The organism is Streptomyces sp. JNUCC 64 (assembly GCF_054484115.1).
Map to the genome: position 1 here is coordinate 4,782,392 of NZ_CM137015.1, position 22,192 is coordinate 4,804,583.

Sequence of the window (22,192 nt, forward strand, 5' to 3'; positions counted from 1 at the left end):
GGCCGCTGCTCGTTCACAGGCCCGCCGATCGGGCCTCGCCCAGCTCGGTGAGCCGGTCCCGGAGCCGTTCGGCCTCCTCGGGCAGCAGACCGGGGATGCGGGCGTCCGTGGCGGCGGCGGCCGTGTGCAACTGGACGCTGGCGAGTCCGAAGCGCCGCTCGACCGGTCCGGAGGTCACCTCGACGAGCTGCATCCGCCCGTACGGGACCACCGTCTGCTCGTGCCAGAGCACGCCCCTGCTGATCAGCAGGTCGTCGGAGCGTTCCGCGTACCGCCAGGAGCGCCAGTTGCGGGCCAGCAGCGGCCAGCCCCACAGCAGCAGGCCCAGCGGCAGGGCGGCGAAGGAGGCCCAGACCGGTCCGGCGAGGGTGCCGAGCAGCACCCCGCCCCCCACGGCCAGCAGCAGCATCCACACCACCAGCAGCAGCCGTCGCATCCGGAGCAGGCCGGGGGGCAGTCCGGTCCAGACCGGTTCGCCGTCGGTGGCCGTCGTCGTCCCTCCGGACGCGGCTCCGGACGCGGTCACGGTTCCGGTCACGGGACCGGCTTCGGCCGCCGTCCCGGTTACGTCCCCGTCGCCTTCCCCGTTCCCGTCCCCGATGCCCGTTCCGGTTCCGGACTCGTCACCGAGGCCGGACCCGCCCTCGGTGCCGTCCCCGGTGCCGTCCCGCGTCTCCGCGCCCCGCCCCGCGCTCCCCGTCTCCATGCGGCAAGCGTACGTAAGGGAGACTGGGGCCATGACACCCATGACGTCCGGGCCCGCGACGACCGGCCCGACGACGCAGACCGTGGTCGGTATCGGCGGTGCCGCCGAGAGCACCGACATGGTGCTCAACATCGGCCCCCAGCACCCCTCCACGCACGGCGTGCTGCGGCTGCGGCTGGTGCTGGACGGCGAGCGCATCCGGCACGCGGAACCGGTCGTCGGGTACATGCACCGGGGCGCGGAGAAACTCTTCGAGGCGCGCGACTACCGGCAGATCGTGATGCTCGCCAACCGCCACGACTGGCTGTCCGCGTTCTCCAACGAACTCGGGGTGGTCATGGCCGTCGAGCGGATGCTCGGCATGGAGGTCCCCGAACGCGCGGTGTGGACGCGCACGCTGCTCGCCGAGCTGAACCGGGTGCTGAACCATCTGATGTTCCTCGGTTCCTACCCGCTGGAACTGGGCGGGATCACCCCGGTGTTCCACGCCTTCCGGGAGCGGGAGGAACTCCAGACGGTCATGGAGGAGATCTCCGGCGGCCGGATGCACTACATGTTCAACCGGGTGGGCGGCCTCAAGGAGGACATGCCCGCCGGGTGGACCGGCCGGGCGCGGGCGGCGATCGCCTCGGTGCGGTCGCGGATGGACGTCTACGACCGGCTGGTGCTCGGCAACGAGATCTTCCGGGGCCGCACCCGGGGCGTCGGCGTCCTCACCCCGGAGGCGGTGCACGCGTACGGGGTGACCGGGCCGATCGCGCGCGCGTCCGGCGTCGACTTCGACCTGCGGCGCGACGAGCCGTACCTGGCGTACGGGGAGCTGACGGACGTCCTCAAGGTGGTCACCCGGGAGGAGGGCGACTGCCTGGCCCGGTTCGAGTGCCTGCTGGAGCAGACGCACAACGCGCTGGACCTCGCGGACGCCTGCCTGGACCGGATCGCGGAGCTGCCGCCCGGCCCGGTGAACCAGCGGCTGCCGAAGGTGCTCAAGGCGCCGGAGGGCCACACCTACGCCTGGACGGAGAACCCGCTCGGCGTCAACGGCTACTACCTGGTCTCCAAGGGCGAGAAGACGCCGTACCGGCTGAAGCTGCGGTCGGCGTCGTTCAACAACATCCAGGTGCTGACGGAACTGCTGCCGGGGACGCTGGTCGCGGACATGGTGGCGATCCTGGGGTCGCTCTTCTTCGTGGTCGGGGACGTCGACAAGTAGGTCCCCGGTGCGGGAGCGGTTACGGGACCCGGGCCCTCTGCGGTGCCTGGTCCGGAACCCGGGCCCTCTGCGGTGCCCGGACCGGGGCCCGGACCCGCTACGGGACCCGGACCCGGTCCAGGACGCCGGGGGCGAGGCCCACGGGCTGGAGGAGCCAGCCGAAGCCGCCGAGCCCCTCCGGCGCGGTCAGCTCGGCGGCCTCCCCGGCGCGGGCCAGGGCGCGGACGTACCCGGCGGGGTCCCGGGAGGCGAGGGCGAGCGGCGGACGCTCCCCGCTGACCCCGAGCGCCCGCAGCGCGGCCCGCTGCGAGGCCGTCTCGGCGCCGGGCAGCGCGCAGGAGTCCAGCGCGACGTGCGCGGTGACGTCGCCGGAGCCGTCGGGCACCGGGGGCACCTCCCGGCCCGCGCGGAAACCGGTGAGCGTTCCGTACGGGGGGCGGGCCGCTCGGTCGTGGGCGTAGTCGACGGCTACCGCCAGCCCGGCGGAGAGGGTGGCGACGGCGGCGGCCCAGGCGGCGTCCCGGGTCCGGCCGATCTCGACCCGCAGCCCGGGCGCGGGGCGGTCGGCCCTTCCGTCCAGGGTCGTGTTCCCGTACCCATCCCCGTCCCCATCCCCGTTCCGGTTCCGGTGGGCGTTGTCGGTGGGGCCGTCGTCCGTGACCCCGTCCCGGTCCGTCCCGTCGTACCCGTACCCGTACCCGTACCCGTACTGGTCCCCGTCCCCGTAACCGTCCGTCCCGTCGTCCCCGGCGGCCGGGAGGGGCCACCAGCGGTCGGCCCAGTCGGCGTCGGCCGCCGCGGCCTCGCGCAGCGGGGCGCCCAGGGACTCGGTGCCGTCCGGGGTGACGAGCACCTGGCGCAGGACGCCGTCGGCGTCGGTCTCCGCGATGTCGAGGGGGACGTTGTCCAGCCACTCGTTGGCGAACAGCAGGCCCCGTACCCCGGTGGGCGGCTCGGCACGCCACTCGATCCGGTGAGCGGGGGCGCCGGGGCCGGTGGGCCGGTCGGCGCGTTCCACGGCGACCGCGCGGGTCCGGGCGGCGACCTCGGGGGGCAGCGCGGCCAGCACTCCGGCGACGAGTTCGCCCCGGCCCGCGCCCAGGTCCACGAACGCCAGCTCGGCGGGACGGCCCAGTTCCCCGTCCACCCGGCACAGCAGCCGGGCGACCGCCCCGGCGAACAGCGGCGAGGCGTGCACGGACGTCCGGAAGTGCCCGGCGGGGCCCTCCGGCCGCCGGTAGAAGCCGCGCGGCCCGTACAGGGCCTCCTCGGTGGCCGCCCGCCAGCCGCGCGGGGCGGGGCCTCCGGGGGCCGGTCGGTCCGCCGTCCGGTGCGCCGGTCGGTCGGGGTGGCCCGTCCGCCGGTCCGCCGGTCGGCCGTGGTGGTCCGGCGCCCGGCCCGGGTCGCCCGCCGTCCGGTCCGCCGGGTGGCTCGTCTCGTCCGTCACGACGACAGGCTAGGCGGCGTCCGGCCCGCGCGGACGGGCGGGACCTCCACCCTGGGGAGTATGAGCGGGCGGCGGGGATGGGACCTCCGGTTGACCCGGGAACGTCACCCGGCTACCTACTCTGGGGTATGTGCAGCGCTTCTACGACTTCCTCCGCAGACACCCGACCGGGGTCGACGCCTTCTGGGCCGTCGTCCTCTTCGGGCTCAACCTGGCGGGACTGATCGGCACGGCGGGCGATCCGCAGCCGGAGCCGGGCACCGAGGCGGCGGGCGCGGTGCTCGGCGCCCCGGCCGTGATCGTGTCGCTGCTGCTGTCGCTGGTCGTCGCGCTGCGCCGACGGCTCCCCGAGCGGATGCTGGTCCTCGGCATCGTCGTGGGACTCGGCCAGGTCGCGTTCGGCGTGCCGACGATGCTGTCCGACTTCGCCCTGCTGGTGATCGTCTACACGGTCGCGGCGGACGGCGCGGGGTGGGCCTCCCGGGTCGCGCTGGTAGCGGCCATCGCGGCGGCGCCGCTGTCGGTGCTGCGCTGGCCGGACCCCGACCAGACCGTGTTCCGGCAGGCGCTCTTCGTGGTCTTCCTGATGGTCCCGTTCATGCTGGCCTGGGTGCTGGGCGACTCCATCCGCACCCGCCGCGCCTATCTGGCCCAGCTGGAGGAGCGGGCGGCCCGGCTGGAACGGGAACGGGAGGCACAGGCCAAGGTCGCCGTCGCCGCCGAACGGGCCCGCATCGCGCGCGAGCTGCACGACGTCGTCGCGCACAACGTCTCCGTGATGGTCGTCCAGGCCGACGGCGCCGCCTACGTCCTGGACACCGCGCCGGACCAGACCCGCAAGGCCCTGGAGACGATCTCCGGCACCGGCCGCCAGGCCCTCGCCGAGATGCGCCGACTGCTCGGCGTGCTGCGCACCGGGGAGCCGGAGGAGTCCGGCGAGTACGTGCCGCAGCCCGACGTCGAACAGCTCGGCGACCTGGTGGAGCAGTGCCGCACGGCCGGGCTCCCCGTCGACTTCGCGATCGAGGGCACGCCCCGGCCGCTGCCCAGCGGGGTGGAGCTGACCGCGTACCGGATCGTGCAGGAAGCGCTCACCAACACCCGCAAGCACGGCGGCCCCAACGCGGGCGCCAGCGTCCGGCTCGTCTACTTCGACGACGGCCTGGGACTGCTCGTGGAGGACGACGGCAAGGGCGCCCCGCACGAGCTGTACGAGGACGGCGGGGCCGACGGCCAGGGCCACGGGCTGATCGGCATGCGGGAACGGGTCGGCATGGTCGGCGGCACCCTGGACGCGGGGCCCCGGCCCGGCGGCGGGTTCCGGATCAGCGTGCTGCTGCCGCTGAAGGCCGCGCGGTGAACCCTCCGGGTCTGGTGGGGGACCCCCGGGGTTGTTGGCCCGGTGAACCCCTGGGCCTCTGGGTGTGGGCCCGGTGAACCCCCGGGCCCCTTGGTGTGGGCCCGGTGAACCCCCGGGCGTGGACCTGGTCCCCCCGCCCCCCGGCCCCCCGGCGCCCGGCGCGGTGAACCTCCCGGGTCCGGGTTCGTGAAAAGGTCGGCGCACCGGTGGGTTCTCGGTGCGCCGGTGCAGGTGTCCGTACGGCTCCACGGCTCTCCCCGAGCCGTCCAGGAAGGGAAGTCCCCCGCATGTCCGCGATCCGGGTGATGCTCGTCGACGACCAGGTGCTGCTGCGCACCGGCTTCCGGATGGTGCTCGCCGCCCAGCCGGACATGGAGGTCGTCGCGGAGGCGGGCGACGGGGTCGAGGCGCTGGAGGTGCTGCGCGCCACAAAGGTGGACGTCGTCCTCATGGACGTGCGCATGCCGAAGCTGGACGGGGTCGAGACGACCCGCCGGATCTGCCAGGGCGAGAACCCGCCGAAGGTCCTGATCCTCACCACCTTCGACCTCGACGAGTACGCGTTCTCCGGGCTGAAGGCGGGGGCCTCCGGCTTCATGCTCAAGGACGTGCCGCCCGGGGAGCTGCTCGCGGCGATCCGGTCCGTGCACAGCGGGGACGCGGTGGTCGCGCCGTCCACCACGCGACGGCTGCTGGACCGGTTCGCGCCGATGCTCCCGGAGACCGGGACGCAGCCCCGCAACCAGCGGCTGGAGCGGCTCACCGAGCGGGAGCGGGAGGTGATGGTGCTGGTGGCGCAGGGGCTGTCCAACGGGGAGATCGCGGCGCGGCTGGTGCTGTCCGAGGCGACGGTGAAGACGCATGTGGGGCGCATCCTCACGAAGCTGGGGTTGCGGGACCGGGTGCAGGTTGTCGTACTGGCGTACGAGACCGGGTTGGTCCGGGCGGGGGGCGGTCCGCTCTGACCCGTCCGGGTGGGGGTCCGGTGCGGGGTGCGCTTCGGGTGCCCGCGCAGTTCCCCGCGCCCCTTTCGGTGCGCTCTGGCCCGGGTGCGCTGTCCGGTGCGGGTGCGCTGTGGTTGCTCGCGCAGTTCCCCGCGCCCCTTCGGTGCGCTCTGGGGCGGGTGCGTTGTCCTGTGTGGGTGCGCTGTGGGTTGGCTTCCGCTGGTCCGCTGGTCCGCTGGTCCGCTGGTCCGCTTCCGGGCGCGGGTCGTGGTCGGCTGCTCGCGCAGTTCCCCGCGCCCCTGATGGGTGCGCCCTGGGTCGGGTGCGTTGTCCTTGCGGGTACCTGGTGGGTTCGCTGCTGGGGTCCGCTTCCGGGTGCGGGTTGTGGTCGGTTGCTCGCGCCGTTCCCCGCGCCCCTTTCGGTGCGCTTCGGTGGGGGTGCGTGGTCCGGTGCGGGGCCACGTACTCGGGCCGGGACGCACCCCGTCAGGGGCGCGGGGAACTGCGCGAGCAACCCACGACGGCCCGCGCCGGGGAAGGGGCCTGCGGGAGCGGACCCACCGCGCACCCGCACCGGACAGTGCACCCCAGGCGGGACGCGCCCGAAGGGGGCGCGGGGAACTGCGCGAACGGCCACGGACGTCCCCGCGCCGGGAAGCGGACCTGCGGGAGCGAACCCCCAGCGCACCCGCACCGGACCACGCACCCCAGCCGGGACGCACCCAAAGGGGCGCGGGGAACGGCGCGGGCACCCGAAGCGCACCGCACCGGACAGCGTGCCCGGGCCAGGGGGGCGCACCGAAAGGGGCGCGGGGAACCGTCAGCGGAGGATGCCCTCCAGGAAGTCGGACCCCAGCCGGGCCACCACCGTCACGTCCAGCTGGTGCAACACGTACCGCCCGCGCCGCCGCGTACTGACCAGCCCCGCCTTCTTCAGCACGGCGAGGTGCCGGGACACCTCCGGCGCGCTGATCCCCAGCGAGTGCGCCAACTCCCCCGTGGTGTACGGAGAGCGCGCGATGTTGCGGCACAACCGCAGCCGCACCGGATGCGCCAACGCGTCCAGCCGCCGTTCCAGCACCTCCACCGAGGCGGGCGCGGGCAGCGCCCCCGTCGCCACCGGGTACTGGATGACCGGCCGCCACCCCGGCGCGTGCAGCGCCAGCAGATGCGGCCAGCCGAAGTGCGAGGGAACGAGGACGAGCCCCTGGCCGACGGCCGGGTCCACCGCCGTGGTGGTGCCCTGCGCGAGCTTGTCGAGGACGACGCGGCGACCGTCCTCGTCCACCGAGATCGCCGGTGAGACGGCGGTCAGCGCCTCCGCGAGCCCCTTGCGGCGCAGCAGCTCCGTCTTGTGCCGGGCGTCGGCCGCCAACTGGCCGTGGACGCGCCGCCAGGTGTCCGCGAAGAACGCCTCGTCGCAGTCCTCCAGGAGACGGCGGAGCCAGGTCCGCACGGTTCCCGGGTCGGCCAGCAGCCGCCGGGTGAAGTCGGTCTGCCGGGGCCCCCGGGTCGCCGCCAGCTCCAGGGACTCCGCGGCCCGCGCGGGGTCGCTCAGCGGGGACGGGCGCCCCGTGTCGTAGCCCTGGCTGCACGTGAACTCCAGGGCGGCGTCCACGAACCGCTCGTCGTCCAGCCGGTCGAGCAGGTCCAGGTCCTCGGCGAGGGTCGCGCCCGGGTGGGCGGGGCGTCCGTCGCGCACCCCCGCAAAGGGCATGAGGACGTCGGAGAAGGTCGTCCGCCACAGGAAGTCCGCCTCGCAGAGCCGGTCGGCGAGGTCCGGCTTGAGGGCGGCGGAGGCGGCCGTCGTCCAGCCGTGCAGCCCGGGGTGGTGGCCCGGCTCGGAGAGGGCGTGCAGCGCCATGCCCAGTTCGGCCAGGGGGGACGGCTCGAACACGATCCGCTCGGACGGCAGCCCCGCGATGTCGATGCGCACGCTCATGGGCCCATGGTGCACCCGGTTCCGTACGCCGTCCCCGTCGATTGACGGCGCGTGTCAATCGACGTGACGGGGGAGCGCGACCGGAGCAGTCTCGTAGGTGTCGGGACCACGCCGGGACCACGACGACACCCGGCCGCCCCGGCCGCACCCGGCCCGTACGGGCCGACCGGCGCCACCCCGCGCCGATCCGGGACGCCGGACGACGACCTACGACACACGACACACGACACACGACACACGACGGAACGGCACCCGTCTCCCCTCCGCTGGGACAAAAGCCGAAAAGAAGCCATAAAGCGCACGGACGATGGGGGTCACGTCATGAGCATCACCCAGCAGTACGCGTTGGACCTGTACCGGGCCCGGCGGAACGGGGAGCCGTATCCCCCCGCCCCCGGCCGCCACGACTGGCGGACCGTCGCCGAACTGCGCGAGTACGCCCGCTTCCACGCGGTCATCAAGGAACGCCCCGCCCGCCGCCGCTGGCGCACCGCCCTGGCCGCACTGCTGAGAGCACCCCTCGGCCGCCGCGCGGGCCGACAGCGGTAGGGACCGGGGCTCGTACGGACCCGGCGGCCGTACGGCCCCGGGCCCCGGGGCCGACCGCCGCGTACGCGGCCCCGCCCGCGCGGCGAGCGCCTCCGCACGGGTGTGCGGCCGCCCACAGCCTGTGGACGGCACGGAGCCGTGGCCCCCGATCGCGTTAACATGACGAGAAATCGTCCGGTACCCAGCAGCGGACTGGAACGGAAGGCCGTCGTCGCGTGAACGCACCCTTTCCCCCCGACCCCGCCGAGCGCCCCGCGCGGCTCACCGTGGGCGTCGTCGGAGCCGGCCGGGTGGGCCCCGCGCTGGCCGCTTCGCTCCAGCTCGCCGGGCACCGTCCGGTCGCCGTCTCCGGGGTCTCCGAGACCTCCCGGCGGCGTGCCGAGAAGATGCTTCCGGACGTCCCCCTGGTGACGCCCGAGGAGGTCCTGGCCCGCGCCGAACTGGTCCTGCTGACCGTCCCCGACGACGCCCTGCCCGGCCTCGTCGAGGGACTCGCGGCCACCGGGGCGGTCCGCCCCGGACAGCTCCTCGCGCACACCTCCGGCCGCTACGGCGTCCGGGTCCTCGACCCCGCCCTGCGCGCGGGCGGGCTGCCGCTGGCCCTGCACCCGGCGATGACCTTCACCGGCACCCCCGTCGACGTCCAGCGGCTGGCCGGGTGCTCGTTCGGGGTCACCGCCCCCGAGGAGCTGCGGCTCGCCGCCGAGGCCCTCGTCATCGAGATGGGCGGCGAACCCGAGTGGATCGAGGAGGAGGCCCGCCCGCTGTACCACGCGGGGCTCGCCCTCGGCGCGAACCACCTGGTCACCCTGGTCGCCGAGGCGATGGACCTGCTGCGCGCGGCGGGCGTCTCCGCCCCCGACCGGATGCTCGGCCCGCTGCTGGGCGCCGCCCTCGACAACGCCCTGCGCTTCGGTGACGCCGCCCTGACCGGCCCGGTCGCGCGCGGGGACGCCGGAACGGTCGCCGCGCACATCGCCGAACTGCGCGCGCACGCCCCCGGCACCGTCCCCGGCTATCTGGCGATGGCCCGCGCCACCGCCGACCGGGCGCTGGCCCACGGGCTGCTCCGCCCCGAACTCGCGGAGGACCTGCTCGACGTCCTCGCGGGCGACACGGAAGGCACCACCCATGAGTGACCCCGCCCCCCACGCGGCCCCCGCCCCGGACGACGCCTCCACTCCCCACGACGCCCCCGACACGAAACCGGCCCCCGCCCCCCACCGCGCCCCCGACCCGAACGGGACCCCCGCCCCCGAAGCGAACACCGGCCCCGCCCGGGACGCCGCCCCCGACGCGAACACCGGCCCCGCCCGGGACGCCGCCCCCGACGCGAACACCGGCCCCGCTCAGGACGCCGGCCCCGCCCGGGACGCCGCCCCCGGCCGCCCGGTCCCGCCGACGGTCCGGCTGGTCCGCGCCGCCGACGGGCTGGCCGCGCCCGCCCCCGCCGTCCGCCGTGCCGTCGTGATGACCATGGGTGCCCTCCACGAGGGCCACGCCACCCTGATCCGCACCGCCCGCGAGCTGGCCGGACCGGACGGCGAGGTCGTCGTCACCGTCTTCGTCAACCCGCTCCAGTTCGGACCGGGCGAGGACCTCGACCGCTATCCGCGCACCCTCGACGCCGATGTGGAACTCGCGGCCGGGGCGGGCGCCGACACGGTGTTCGCGCCCACCGCCGCCGGGGTCTACCCGGACGGCGCGCCCCAGGTGCGGATCACCGCCGGACCCATGGGCGAACGGCTGGAGGGCGCCACCCGCCCCGGCCACTTCGACGGGATGCTCACCGTCGTCGCCAAGCTCCTCCACCTCACCCGCCCCGCCGTGGCGCTGTTCGGGCAGAAGGACGCCCAGCAGCTCGCGCTGATCCGGCGCATGGTCCGGGACCTGGACTTCGGGGTGGAGGTCGTCGCCGTCCCCACCGTCCGCGAGGACGACGGACTCGCCCGCTCCAGCCGCAACCGCTACCTCTCCGCCGCCGAACGCCGCACCGCGCTCTCCCTCTCCAGGGCGCTGTTCGCGGGCCGCGACCGGCAGGCCGCCCAGGAGGCGCTGCGCGCCCGCGCCGACCTCGCGCCCAGCACCCCCGCCCGGGCCGCCGCCCTGGACGCGCTCGGGGAGTCCCGCGCGGCGGCCGACGCGCACGCCGTCGCCCGGGCCGCCCCGGCGGGGCCCGCCGCCGTCCGCGCCGCCGCCCGGCTCTGTCTGGACGCCGCCGCCCGGCTCACCCCGCCCCTGGAACTCGACTACCTGGCGCTGGTGGACCCGTCCGACTTCACGGAGATCCCCGACGACCACACCGGCGAGGCCGTCCTCGCGGTCGCCGCCCGGGTCGGCACCACCCGCCTGATCGACAACCTGCCCCTGACCTTCGGGACCCCCGCGCCCACCGACGGGTCCGCCACCCCGGGAGCCGACTCGTGACCCGCGAACCTTCCCGCCCACAGGCCGCCACCCCGGACCCGGGCACCCCGGACCGGGACGGCACCCGCGTCCCGCACGGCACCCAGGCCCCGCAGGGCACCCAGCCCTTGGCAGACGCCCTCGCCTCGGACGGCACTCCTGTCCTGGACGGCACCTCGGCCCTGCACGACGCCCCCGTCCCGCACGGCACCCCGCCCCCGGCGGGCGCACCCGCCCCTGCGGACGCCCCCGCCCCCCGCGCCCGGCTGCGCGCCCCCGCCCCCGGCTGGGCGCTCACCGCCGACGTCGTCGTGGTGGGCTCCGGCGTCGCCGGGCTCACCGTCGCGCTGCGCTGCGCCGCCGCCGGACTGGAGACCGTCGTGGTCACCAAGGCCCGGCTGGACGACGGCTCCACCCGCTGGGCGCAGGGCGGCATAGCCGCCGCCCTCGGCGAGGGCGACACCCCCGCCCAGCACCTGGACGACACCCTGGTCGCGGGCGCCGGACTCTGCGACGAGGACGCCGTCCGGCTGCTGGTCACCGAGGGCCCGGACGCGGTGCGACGACTCATCGACACCGGCGCCCGGTTCGACGAGTCGGCCTCCGGCGGCCTCGCGCTCACCCGCGAGGGCGGCCACCACCGCCGCCGCATCGCCCACGCGGGCGGTGACGCCACCGGCGCCGAGATCTCCCGCGCCCTGGTCGACGCGGTCCGCGCCCGGGGCATACCCACCGTCGAGAACGCGCTCGTCCTGGACCTGCTCACCGACGACCGGGGCCGGGCCGCCGGCGTCACCCTGCACGTCATGGGCGAGGGCCAGCACGACGGGGTGGGCGCCGTGCACGCCCCGCACGTGGTGCTCGCCACCGGCGGCATGGGCCAGGTCTTCGCGGCCACCACCAACCCGGCCGTCTCCACCGGGGACGGCGTCGCCCTCGCGCTGCGCGCCGGGGCCGAGGTCAGCGATCTGGAGTTCGTCCAGTTCCACCCCACCGTCCTCTTCCTCGGCCCCGACGCCGAGGGCCAGCAGCCGCTGGTCTCCGAGGCGGTCCGGGGCGAGGGCGCCCACCTGGTCGACGCCGACGGCGTCCGCTTCATGCTCGGTCAGCACGAACTCGCCGAACTGGCCCCCCGGGACATCGTCGCCAAGGCCATCACCCGGCGGATGCGCGAACACGGCACCGCCCACATGTACCTGGACGGCCGCCACTTCGGCGCGGAGATGTGGGAACGGCGCTTCCCGACGATCCTCGCCGCCTGCCGCTCCCACGGCCTGGACCCGGTCACCGAACCCCTCCCGGTCGCCCCCGCCGCGCACTACGCCTCCGGCGGGGTGCGCACCGACGCCGACGGCCGCACCACCGTCCCCGGCCTCTACGCCTGCGGCGAGGTCGCCTGCACCGGCGTCCACGGCGCCAACCGGCTGGCCTCCAACTCGCTGCTCGAAGGACTCGTCTACGCGGAGCGCATCGCCGACGCCGTGGCCCGCGAGGGCCGTCCGTCCCGGCCCGCCCACGAAGGCCGACCGTCCGGGCCCGGTGAGGACCGCCCGTCCGGGCCCGTCCACGAGGGGCGCCCGACCCTGCCCGTCGGTGAGGGCCACCCGTCCGGGCCCGCCCACGAAGGCCACCCGGCTCGGCCCGCCCACGAAGGCCGACCGTCCGGGCCCGGCGAGGACCGCCCGGCCGGGCCCGCCCGCGAGGACCGGCCCCCGGTGCCCCGCGCGGACGGCGCCGACCCCGCCGGGGAGCCGCTGCTCGCCCCGGAGGACCGCTTCCGGCTCCAGCGGATCATGACCGAGGGCGCCGGGGTGCTCCGCTCCGCCGACTCCCTCGCCCGCGCCGCCCACGACCTCGACGGGCTGCGGGACGCCGCCCGGGACGCCGCCCACGAGGCCCCGTCCGGCCACGGCAAGACCGCCGAGCCCGGCGTGGACGCCTGGGAGACCACCAACCTGCTGACCGTGGCACGGGTCCTGGTCGCCGCCGCCCGGCGCCGCGAGGAGACCCGGGGCTGCCACTGGCGCGAGGACCACGCCGACGCCGACGACCGCTGGCGCCACCACCTCGTGGCCCGCCTCGGCCCGGACGGCACCCCCGTCCTCACCGCCACCCCCACCGAACGCTTCGGCCCGACCCTCCCGGAGCCCGCCCGGGCCGCCTCCCCGGAGCCCGCCGCGCCAGCCGGGGACACCGTCCCGGGCGCCGCCCAGGCCCCCGCCGAGGTCACCGCCCCGGCCACCGACCCGAAGCCCGCCGCGCCAGCCCAGGGCACCGCCCCTGGCACCGCCCAGGCCCCCGCCACGTCAGCCCCGGTCACCGCTCCCGGCACCGCCCGGGGCGCGACCCCGCAGACCGCCCCGGTCACCGCTCCGGAGCCGTCCCGGGGCGCCGCCCAGGCCCCCGCCGAGGTCACCGCCGAGGGCACCGCCCAGGCCCCCGCCGAGGTCACCGCGCCGGACGCCGCCCGGAGCGGGCCCGGCGACCGCGCCGCCCGCCGGGACGCGTACGCTGGCGCCGCGCCCGCACCGGCCGACGGCTCTCCCGGGGGCGCCCCGCGGTCCCCGGCCCGGCCGCCCGCCCGGTCTCCGCAGCCCCCGTCCGTCCGCCCGACACCCCCTCCCCAGGAGCACTGAGCCGTGAGCGACACCACCCTTCCCCTCCTTCCCGAAGCGGGCTGCGGCGACGGCTGCGGCTGCGGGGCGGGCCCCGGCCACGAGGCCGAGTGCGGTCTGGACCCGGCGCTCGCGGAGCTGCTGTCCGCCGCCGGACTCGACCCCGTCGAGGTCGAGGACATCGCCCACCTCGCGGTCGAGGAGGACCTGGCGGGCGGCGTCGACGTCACCACCGTGGCGACCATCCCCGAGGACGCCGTCGCGACCGCCGACTTCACCGCCCGCGAGGCGGGCACGGTGGCCGGACTGCGGGTCGCCGAGGCGGTGCTCTCGCTGGTCTGCGCCGACGAGTTCGAGGTCGAACGGCACGTCGAGGACGGCGACCGGGTGACGGCCGGACAGCCGCTGCTCAGCGTCACCGCCCGCACCCGCGACCTGCTCACCGCCGAGCGCAGCGCCCTCAACCTGCTCTGCCGCCTCTCCGGCATCGCCACCGCCACCCGCGCCTGGGCCGACGTCCTGGAGGGCACCGGCGCCAAGGTCCGCGACACCCGCAAGACCACCCCGGGGCTGCGCTCCCTGGAGAAGTTCGCGGTCCGCTGCGGCGGCGGCGTCAACCACCGGATGTCCCTGTCGGACGCGGCCCTGGTCAAGGACAACCACGTGGTCGCCGCGGGCGGGGTCGCCCAGGCGTTCGCCGCGGTCCGCGAGGCGTTCCCGGAGGTGCCCGTCGAGGTCGAGGTGGACACCCTGCACCAGCTGCGCGAGGTCGTCGAGGCGGGCGCCGACCTGATCCTGCTCGACAACTTCACGCCGGGTGAGACCGCCGAGGCCGTCGCCCTGGTCAAGGGGCGCGCGCTGCTGGAGTCCTCCGGCCGCCTCACTCTCGACAACGCCCGCGCGTACGCCGACACCGGCGTGGACTTCCTCGCGGTGGGCGCGCTCACCCACTCCTCGCCGATCCTCGACATCGGCCTGGACCTGCGGGAGGCCGGAGCGGACTCCGGCGACGACGACGCCCCCGGACCCGGCGCGGACGCCGGAACGGAGTAGACGCCATGCTGCTGACGATCGACGTGGGCAACACCCACACCGTGCTGGGCCTCTTCGACGGGGAGGAGATCGTCGAGCACTGGCGCATCTCCACCGACGCCCGTCGCACCGCCGACGAACTGGCGGTCCTCCTCCAGGGGCTGATGGGCATGCACCCCCTGCTGGGGATGGAGCTGGGCGAGGGCATCGACGGCATCGCGATCTGCTCCACGGTCCCCTCGGTGCTGCACGAGCTGCGCGAGGTGACCCGGCGCTACTACGGCGACGTCCCGGCCGTCCTCGTGGAGCCCGGCATCAAGACCGGGGTGCCGATCCTGATGGACAACCCCAAGGAGGTCGGCGCCGACCGCATCATCAACGCGGTCGCCGCCGTGGACCTCTACGGCGGCCCGGCGATCGTCGTGGACTTCGGCACGGCGACGACCTTCGACGCGGTCTCCGCGCGCGGGGAGTACGCGGGCGGGGTCATCGCCCCCGGCATCGAGATCTCGGTGGAGGCGCTCGGCGTGCGCGGTGCGCAACTGCGCAAGATCGAGCTGGCCCGGCCGCGCAGCGTGATCGGCAAGAACACCGTGGAGGCCATGCAGTCGGGCATCCTCTACGGCTTCGCCGGACAGGTCGACGGAGTGGTCACCCGGATGGCACGGGAACTGGCGACCGACCCGGACGACGTCACGGTCATCGCCACCGGCGGCCTCGCCCCCATGGTCCTCGGCGAGGCGTCCGTCATCGACGAGCACGAGCCCTGGCTGACCCTGATCGGACTGCGCCTGGTCTACGAACGGAACGTCTCACGGATGTGACCGGGCCCGCCCGCCCGGGTGGACGGACGCGGACGGACGCGGACGGACGGGACGGGGAGCGTACGGCCGCGACCGGACCCGCCCGGCCGGGGCGGCGCGCGGTGGTCACCGACGGGCACCCGGTGACCACCCGGCGACCTTCCGCCGAGGTCCTGCCAAGGTCCCGCCAAGGTTCGGACGGGGTCCGGACGAGGCCCCGCCGTGCCACGCCACAGCATGGGCGTTAGGCGAGTTTTGTCCGATTAGCGCGTATCGTCGCCCCATGCCCACGCCCTACGGATCCCGTGGCGGCATGGCGTTCGGCGCCGGGGAGCTGCATGTGCTCCGCCGCGCCCTCGCCCTCGCCGTCCACCCCCGTCCCGCATCCGCCCAGGACGTCCAGGACTGCCTCCACCTCGCCGAATCGGTGGACGAGGCGGCACGCGAGGGCGCCCGGCTGCGCGCCTTCCTCGTCGACGACCTGGACCGCTACCGCGCCGCCCTGCCCGGCTCCGCGACCGGCTACCTCGACCTCCTCGAAGAGGCGCTCGCGGCCGGGTACCAGCCCGCCCCCGACGACCTCGCCGCGCTGCGCGCGCTCCGGGGCAACCCGGTCGCCGCCGCGCTCCTGGAGCGCTGCCGCGTCCTCGCGGAGCGCGCCGTCCGCGCCCGGCTCGCCGCCCGCGCGGTGCCGGTGGTCCGGGTCCCCGTCCCCGCCCCCGTCCCGTCCGCCGCCGGGCGCGTACCGGTCCCGGCCCGCTCCACCCCGGCCCGCCCCGTTCCGGCCCGTCCCACCCCGGCCGTCTCCGTCCCGGCCGTCTCCGTCCCGGCCGTCTCCGTCCCGGCCGTCCGTGCCCCGGCCGTCCCCGTTCCGGCCGTCCGCGCCCCGGTCTCCCGGGCCCGGCTGACGGCGCTGCCCGGCGGACTGGTCGCCCCCCGCGCGCGGGACGAGGACGCCCCCGCCGAGCGCCCCGAGCGCCCGCCCGGGGAGCGCCCCGGAGGGACCCCCGCGCCGCACCGCCCGGTGCCGACCCCGGCCGAGGTCTTCCCGCCCCGCCGCCGTCCGGCGCCCTCCGGCGAGCCCGCCGCCCCGGCCCGGCCCGCCGACCCCGCCGAGCCGGACGCGGAACCCGCGCCGCCCGCCGACCCGCCCCAGCGGCGGGCCGCGGGGTAGCGCTCGTTACCCTGACCCCATGGACTACGTCTCCGCGCTGCTGCCCCCGACGGTGATGGCCCTGTTCTTCACCGCGCTCATCGTGACGATCGTGAAGACCCAGGGCGGCGACAAGAAGGCCAAGGAGGACGCGGCGGTCGACTACGCCATCCGGCAGGCCGAGCGGTCCCGTCAGAGCGCCGCCTCCAACGACTGAGGGCGGCACCCGTGCCCGGTCCGTCGGCGGACCGGGCGCCACACCCGTCCGTGGCGCCCCGCCGATGGGGGAGCGACAGAACGCGCCCGGGGCGATTTCTCCATATATGGTGCGGCTTGTGCCTCGCCCCCTGGGAGAACTAGAAGACGCGGTCATGACGCGCGTCTGGCAGTGGAACCGGCCCGTCACCGTCCGGGAGGTCCTGGAGGACATCCAGCGGGACCGGACCATCGCCTACACCACGGTGATGACCGTGCTGGACAACCTCCACCAGAAGGGCTGGGTGCGCCGCGAGGCGGAGGGGCGCGCCTACCGGTACGAGGCGGTGTCGACCCGCGCGGCGTACTCGGCCGCGCTGATGAACGACGCCTGGTCGCAGAGCGACAATCCCGCCGCCGCCCTCGTCGCCTTCTTCGGCATGATGTCGCCGGAACAGCGCGAGGCCCTCAGCGACGCCGTGCGGATGGTGCAGGGCCCCGAGAACCCGCCCCCGCCCCGCCCCGCGCCCGTGGAGAACCCGGAGGGCGGCGACACCGGCGGGGACGCCGACGGGGACGCCGACGGGGAGGCCGGGAACGAGCCCGCGACGGAACCGGTCCCGGGGAGTGAGCCCCCCGGGCGGAACACGGAGGACGGGCGATAGCGTCCGTTCATGCCAGCAGACGATCCCCGAGTACCCGAAGTGCCGCCCTCACCGGTGAATGTTCCGGAAACCGGGTCCGCCGCACCGGCCGTCCCCGAGAGGAAAGCGGTGACCGTCCGCCGGGCCCGCACCACCGATGTCCCGCAGGTGCGCCGACTCCTTGACGCGTACGTCAACAAGGGCATCCTGCTGGACAAAGCCACGGTCACGCTTTACGAGGACATCCAGGAGTTCTGGGTCGCGGAACGCGACGACAACGCCCAGCTCGTCGCCTGCGGGGCGTTGCACGTGATGTGGGAAGACCTCGCGGAAGTGCGCACCCTCGCCGTGAACCCCGCGCTCAAGGGGTCGGGCGTGGGCCATCAAGTGCTGGAGAAGCTGCTCCAGACCGCCCGCTGGCTCGGTGTTCGGCGTGTTTTCTGCCTCACCTTCGAAGTGGACTTCTTCGCGAAGCACGGCTTCGTCGAGATCGGTGAGACTCCGGTCGACTCGGATGTGTATGGCGAGCTGCTGCGTTCCTATGACGAGGGCGTCGCCGAGTTCCTCGGACTCGAACGAGTGAAACCGAACACCTTGGGCAACAGTCGGATGCTTCTGCATCTGTGATCGGTCGGACATCGTATTCCCCACGACGGTTCCCCTCGTGCCCTATGTCCGAAACGCGCATGTTTCCGGGCTTCTTGGGAGGGCCCGTCCCGTCCAGGGGTTTGTGTTTTTCCGGCAAAAGCGGTTTGCTTTCCGACGTACTGCTGTACTGCATATAACAAGGGACGGCGAAACGGCGGCGGGTGCCGCGGGGACCGACCCGCAGGTTATCGATGAAAGGAAAATCCGGTGGCACAGAAGGTTCAGGTCCTTCTTGTCGACGACCTCGATGGTGGCGAGGCCGACGAGACCGTGACGTTCGCTCTGGACGGCAAGACCTACGAGATCGACCTCACGACCGCCAACGCGGACAAGCTGCGCGGTCTGCTGGAGGCGTACGTGAAGGGCGGGCGCCGCACCGGCGGCCGTTCGGCCGGCGGCCGTGGCAAGGGCCGCGCCGCCTCGACGGGCGGCAGCGGGCAGGAGACCGCCCAGATCCGCGCCTGGGCCAAGGAGAACGGCTACGAGGTCAACGACCGCGGTCGCGTTCCGGCGAACATCCGTCAGGCGTACGACGACGCGCACCGCTGATCGCGCGTCCGGCCCAAGCGGACCCGCAGGCACTCCGTGGCCGCGGCGTCCACGAGCCGTACGAGGTCGGGGGCGCCCCCACCGCCCCCCCGCGCGCCTTGGCGCGCGGGGCGAGCGAGGAGGGGGCGCGGCGCGGGCAGCGACGGCTCCACCGCACTCCCCGGCTCGGGGGGCCGCAGCCAGCAGGCGGCCCCCGCCTGGTCCTCCGGGCCCACGGGCCCCGGGCCCCACGGGCCCACGCGCCCACCGGGACCACCGGGCTCGCCCCGTCCGACCCGCTCGCCCGGCCCGGCGAGTCCGCCAGGCCCGGCGAGACGGTCCGCCGCGTCTGACCCGTCCAGCCCGTCTGACCCGTGTGGTCCGTCCAGCCCGTCTGACCCGTCTGACCCGTGTGGCCAGTCGGACCCGTTCGGTCCGTGCGGCCAGTCAGGCTCGTGCGGTCCGTGCGGCCGGTCAGGCTCGTGCGGTCGGTCCGGCCAGTGCGGTCCGTCCGGCCAGGCCCCGTCGACGGGCGGCAGCGGTCGTGGCCCCTCCGGCCCCCGTGGCCCGCACCGTCCGGTCCCTCCCCGTTCCACGGGGGTCCACCGGCCGGTCACCGGCCGCCCCGGCGGCCAGGGCGCCTCGATCAGGCCGCCCGCGCCGATCGCGGTGAGGCCCAGCTCCCCGGCGAGCGCCCCCCATTCCAGCCAGTCGAGCAGCCCCGGCAGCTCCTCCGCGCCGCCCACGGCCACCAGGAACCGGGTCCGTCCGCCGTGGCGGGCCACCGGACCGGTCCGCAGCGGTCGCGCCAGCACCCCCCGGGCCGCCTCCGACGGCATCTCCAGCACGTCGAACCGCACCCCCGTGACCAGCAGTGCGGACGTCCCGTCCGGGGCCGTCGGACGGTCCCCGGGAACCGTCGGCCAGCCGAGGACGTTCTCGTACCACTGGCGGACCGGGTCGCCCTGCGGGAGCGGGCGGCGCGGACGCGGAACGGCGGGGGTCATGACGGGAAGAACAGCCGGACCGGGACGGCGGTTACGCACGGTCGCCGCGCCGCGCCCCACGGTCGCCCTCCGGGGCCCTTCGGAGGGGTGCGGACCACTACGGGCGGCGTCCCCTTGTTCGCCCGTAGCGGAGGGAAGGGTGCCACTCCGCATGGACTGTCCCCGCCCGCGGGTAAGACATCCCTAGTGGGGAGGGGCGACACGCGAGGCCCGGGAGCTTCCCGTTCGCCATCGGCGTACAGATGGCGGGGGAAACTGCCTGGCCTGCGGGAACATCGTCTCGCACCATCGGGTTGGAGCAGATGTCGGCGTTCGCGGTCAGGAGGCCACGCACGGGTGTCGGCAGTTGGAATGAGCGGTCCCCGCTTGCGGGACTAAGCTGCGGAAGGACAGGGAGGGGACCGACCCCTTTCACTGCCTGACCGCTCTGAGGAGCGATTAACGATGTTCGAGAGGTTCACCGACCGCGCGCGGCGGGTTGTCGTCCTGGCTCAGGAAGAAGCCCGGATGCTCAACCACAACTACATCGGCACTGAGCACATCCTCCTGGGCCTGATCCACGAGGGTGAGGGTGTCGCCGCTAAGGCCCTGGAGAGCCTCGGGATCTCTCTTGAGGCGGTCCGCCAGCAGGTGGAGGAGATCATCGGCCAGGGCCAGCAGGCCCCGTCCGGGCACATCCCCTTCACGCCCCGTGCCAAGAAGGTCCTGGAGCTGTCGCTCCGGGAGGCCCTCCAGCTGGGCCACAACTACATCGGCACGGAGCACATCCTGCTCGGCCTGATCCGCGAGGGCGAGGGCGTGGCGGCCCAGGTCCTCGTCAAGCTGGGCGCCGATCTGAACCGGGTGCGGCAGCAGGTCATCCAGCTGCTCTCCGGCTACCAGAACAAGGAGACGGCCACCGCCGGGGGACCCGCCGAGGGCACCCCGTCGACGTCCCTGGTGCTGGACCAGTTCGGCCGCAACCTGACGCAGGCCGCCCGGGAGTCCAAGCTCGACCCGGTCATCGGGCGCGAGAAGGAGATCGAGCGGGTCATGCAGGTGCTGTCCCGCCGCACCAAGAACAACCCGGTCCTCATCGGCGAGCCCGGCGTCGGCAAGACCGCCGTCGTCGAGGGCCTGGCGCAGGCCATCGTCAAGGGCGAGGTGCCCGAGACCCTCAAGGACAAGCACCTCTACACCCTCGACCTGGGCGCGCTGGTCGCCGGCTCCCGCTACCGCGGTGACTTCGAGGAGCGCCTGAAGAAGGTCCTCAAGGAGATCCGCACCCGCGGCGACATCATCCTCTTCATCGACGAGCTGCACACGCTCGTCGGCGCGGGTGCCGCCGAGGGCGCCATCGACGCGGCCAGCATCCTCAAGCCGATGCTCGCCCGTGGCGAACTCCAGACCATCGGCGCGACCACGCTCGACGAGTACCGCAAGCACCTGGAGAAGGACGCCGCGCTGGAGCGCCGCTTCCAGCCCATCCAGGTCGCGGAGCCCTCGCTCCCGCACACCATCGAGATCCTCAAGGGCCTGCGCGACCGCTACGAGGCCCACCACCGGGTCTCCATCACGGACGAGGCCCTGGTCCAGGCCGCCACGCTGGCCGACCGGTACATCTCCGACCGCTTCCTGCCGGACAAGGCGATCGACCTGATCGACGAGGCCGGATCCCGGATGCGCATCCGCCGGATGACCGCGCCGCCGGACCTCCGCGAGTTCGACGAGAAGATCGCCGGCGTCCGCCGCGACAAGGAGTCCGCGATCGACTCGCAGGACTTCGAGAAGGCCGCCTCCCTGCGCGACAAGGAGAAGCAGCTCCTCGCCGCGAAGGCCAAGCGGGAGAAGGAGTGGAAGGCCGGCGACATGGACGTCGTCGCCGAGGTCGACGGCGAGCTGATCGCCGAGGTCCTCGCGACCGCCACCGGCATCCCCGTCTTCAAGCTGACCGAGGAGGAGTCCTCGCGTCTGCTGCGGATGGAGGACGAGCTCCACAAGCGGGTCATCGGCCAGAAGGACGCCATCAAGGCGCTCTCGCAGGCGATCCGGCGCACCCGGGCGGGTCTGAAGGACCCCAAGCGCCCCGGTGGGTCGTTCATCTTCGCGGGCCCCTCCGGCGTCGGCAAGACCGAGCTGTCGAAGACCCTCGCCGAGTTCCTCTTCGGCGACGAGGACGCGCTGATCTCCCTCGACATGTCGGAGTTCAGCGAGAAGCACACCGTCTCGCGGCTCTTCGGCTCGCCCCCCGGCTACGTCGGGTACGAGGAGGGCGGCCAGCTCACCGAGAAGGTGCGCCGCAAGCCGTTCTCCGTCGTCCTCTTCGACGAGGTCGAGAAGGCCCACCCGGACATCTTCAACTCCCTGCTCCAGATCCTGGAGGACGGCCGTCTCACCGACAGCCAGGGCCGGGTCGTGGACTTCAAGAACACCGTCATCATCATGACGACCAACCTCGGCACCCGGGACATCTCCAAGGGCTTCAACCTGGGCTTCGCCGCCCAGGGCGACGTCAAGACCGGGTACGACCGGATGAAGGCCAAGGTCAACGACGAGCTGAAGCAGCACTTCCGCCCGGAGTTCCTCAACCGTGTCGACGACACGGTGGTCTTCCACCAGCTCACCGAGGAAGACATCATCCAGATCGTGGATCTGATGATCGCCAAGGTGGACGAGCGCCTGAAGGACCGCGACATGGGCCTGGAGCTGAGCTCCACCGCCAAGTCGCTGCTCGCCAAGCGCGGTTACGACCCGGTGCTGGGCGCCCGGCCGCTGCGCCGGACCATCCAGCGCGAGATCGAGGACATCCTCTCCGAGAAGATCCTCTTCGGTGAGCTGCGCCCCGGTCACATCGTGGTCGTCGACACCGAGGGCGAGGGCGACGAGATCGCCTTCACCTTCCGTGGCGAGGAGAAGGCGGCCCTGCCGGACGCCCCGCCGATCGAGCAGGCCACCGGCGGCAGCGCGGGTCCCAACCTCAGCAAGGAGGCGTGAGGCCCCGTCCCCGCCCGGGACGGACCG

At 74.6% G+C, this 22,192-nt stretch carries 19 protein-coding genes; 15 read left to right on the forward strand and 4 right to left on the reverse strand.

All coding sequences use genetic code 11. The annotated features are described in order from the left end of the window. Positions 1–13: 13 nt before the first annotated feature. Positions 14–526 (reverse strand): PH domain-containing protein, encoded by a 513-nt coding sequence (locus ACVWNX_RS19870; protein ID WP_454414850.1) that lies wholly within the window; start codon positions 524–526, stop codon positions 14–16. Positions 527–746: 220 nt separating this feature from the next. On the opposite strand from ACVWNX_RS19870, the gene ACVWNX_RS19875 reads away from it, so the two are divergent. Then, the gene (locus tag ACVWNX_RS19875; protein ID WP_454414851.1) at positions 747–1,919 is read left to right on the forward strand and encodes an NADH-quinone oxidoreductase subunit D; all 1,173 of its coding nucleotides are present in this window, start codon (positions 747–749) and stop codon (positions 1,917–1,919) included. 97 nt (positions 1,920–2,016) lie between these two features. Here ACVWNX_RS19875 and ACVWNX_RS19880 read toward each other — a convergent pair whose 3' ends face one another. Then, complete coding sequence (locus ACVWNX_RS19880; RefSeq protein ID WP_454414852.1) at positions 2,017–3,180, reverse strand: SAM-dependent methyltransferase; 1,164 nt, start codon at positions 3,178–3,180, stop codon at positions 2,017–2,019. 316 nt (positions 3,181–3,496) lie between these two features. On the opposite strand from ACVWNX_RS19880, the gene ACVWNX_RS19885 reads away from it, so the two are divergent. Further along, positions 3,497–4,726, forward strand: a complete 1,230-nt coding sequence (locus ACVWNX_RS19885) for a sensor histidine kinase (RefSeq protein ID WP_454408717.1) — start codon at positions 3,497–3,499, stop codon at positions 4,724–4,726. A gap of 287 nt (positions 4,727–5,013) precedes the next feature. Continuing rightward, positions 5,014–5,691: a response regulator gene (locus ACVWNX_RS19890; RefSeq protein WP_454408718.1), complete on the forward strand. Its 678-nt coding sequence runs from the start codon at positions 5,014–5,016 to the stop codon at positions 5,689–5,691. 799 nt (positions 5,692–6,490) lie between these two features. Here ACVWNX_RS19890 and ACVWNX_RS19895 read toward each other — a convergent pair. Next, entirely contained in the window at positions 6,491–7,612 is a 1,122-nt protein-coding gene (locus ACVWNX_RS19895) for a DUF5937 family protein (RefSeq protein ID WP_454408720.1), read from the reverse strand. Between the two features lie 321 nt (positions 7,613–7,933). On the opposite strand from ACVWNX_RS19895, the gene ACVWNX_RS19900 reads away from it, so the two are divergent. The 11 genes from ACVWNX_RS19900 to ACVWNX_RS19950 all read left to right on the forward strand — a co-directional run bounded on the left by ACVWNX_RS19900 (position 7,934) and on the right by ACVWNX_RS19950 (position 18,206). After that, positions 7,934–8,161 (forward strand): hypothetical protein, encoded by a 228-nt coding sequence (locus tag ACVWNX_RS19900; RefSeq protein ID WP_454408721.1) that lies wholly within the window; start codon positions 7,934–7,936, stop codon positions 8,159–8,161. 215 nt (positions 8,162–8,376) lie between these two features. Further along, positions 8,377–9,300 carry a Rossmann-like and DUF2520 domain-containing protein gene (locus ACVWNX_RS19905; RefSeq protein ID WP_454408723.1) on the forward strand — a complete coding sequence of 308 codons (924 nt, stop codon included), beginning with the start codon at positions 8,377–8,379 and terminating at the stop codon, positions 9,298–9,300. Between the two features lie 331 nt (positions 9,301–9,631). Then, entirely contained in the window at positions 9,632–10,588 is a 957-nt protein-coding gene (panC, locus tag ACVWNX_RS19910) for a pantoate--beta-alanine ligase (RefSeq protein ID WP_454414853.1), read from the forward strand. Between the two features lie 245 nt (positions 10,589–10,833). Continuing rightward, complete coding sequence (locus ACVWNX_RS19915; RefSeq protein ID WP_454414854.1) at positions 10,834–13,203, forward strand: L-aspartate oxidase; 2,370 nt, start codon at positions 10,834–10,836, stop codon at positions 13,201–13,203. A gap of 3 nt (positions 13,204–13,206) precedes the next feature. Beyond that, the gene (gene nadC, locus ACVWNX_RS19920; RefSeq protein WP_454408724.1) at positions 13,207–14,235 is read left to right on the forward strand and encodes a carboxylating nicotinate-nucleotide diphosphorylase; all 1,029 of its coding nucleotides are present in this window, start codon (positions 13,207–13,209) and stop codon (positions 14,233–14,235) included. 5 nt (positions 14,236–14,240) lie between these two features. After that, a complete protein-coding gene (locus tag ACVWNX_RS19925; RefSeq protein ID WP_454408725.1) occupies positions 14,241–15,038 on the forward strand; it encodes a type III pantothenate kinase in 798 nt (265 codons plus the stop codon). Between the two features lie 262 nt (positions 15,039–15,300). Continuing rightward, positions 15,301–16,191, forward strand: coding sequence for a serine/threonine-protein kinase (locus tag ACVWNX_RS19930; protein WP_454408727.1), 891 nt, complete (start codon positions 15,301–15,303; stop codon positions 16,189–16,191). A 19-nt stretch (positions 16,192–16,210) separates the two neighbouring features. Further along, the gene (locus ACVWNX_RS19935) at positions 16,211–16,387 is read left to right on the forward strand and encodes a hypothetical protein (RefSeq protein ID WP_454408729.1); all 177 of its coding nucleotides are present in this window, start codon (positions 16,211–16,213) and stop codon (positions 16,385–16,387) included. 154 nt (positions 16,388–16,541) lie between these two features. Beyond that, positions 16,542–17,030, forward strand: a complete 489-nt coding sequence (locus tag ACVWNX_RS19940; protein ID WP_454408731.1) for a BlaI/MecI/CopY family transcriptional regulator — start codon at positions 16,542–16,544, stop codon at positions 17,028–17,030. A 9-nt stretch (positions 17,031–17,039) separates the two neighbouring features. Then, positions 17,040–17,636, forward strand: coding sequence for an amino-acid N-acetyltransferase (locus ACVWNX_RS19945; protein WP_454408732.1), 597 nt, complete (start codon positions 17,040–17,042; stop codon positions 17,634–17,636). Positions 17,637–17,864: 228 nt separating this feature from the next. Next, complete coding sequence (locus ACVWNX_RS19950) at positions 17,865–18,206, forward strand: histone-like nucleoid-structuring protein Lsr2 (RefSeq protein ID WP_454408733.1); 342 nt, start codon at positions 17,865–17,867, stop codon at positions 18,204–18,206. Here ACVWNX_RS19950 and ACVWNX_RS19955 read toward each other — a convergent pair. Continuing rightward, positions 18,179–19,192 (reverse strand): SCO3374 family protein, encoded by a 1,014-nt coding sequence (locus tag ACVWNX_RS19955; RefSeq protein ID WP_454408735.1) that lies wholly within the window; start codon positions 19,190–19,192, stop codon positions 18,179–18,181. The genes ACVWNX_RS19950 and ACVWNX_RS19955 overlap by 28 nt on opposite strands. A 444-nt stretch (positions 19,193–19,636) precedes the next feature. Between ACVWNX_RS19955 and ACVWNX_RS19960 the strand changes: the two genes are divergently transcribed. Continuing rightward, positions 19,637–22,165 (forward strand): ATP-dependent Clp protease ATP-binding subunit, encoded by a 2,529-nt coding sequence (locus tag ACVWNX_RS19960; RefSeq protein ID WP_454408737.1) that lies wholly within the window; start codon positions 19,637–19,639, stop codon positions 22,163–22,165. Positions 22,166–22,192 lie beyond the last annotated feature (27 nt).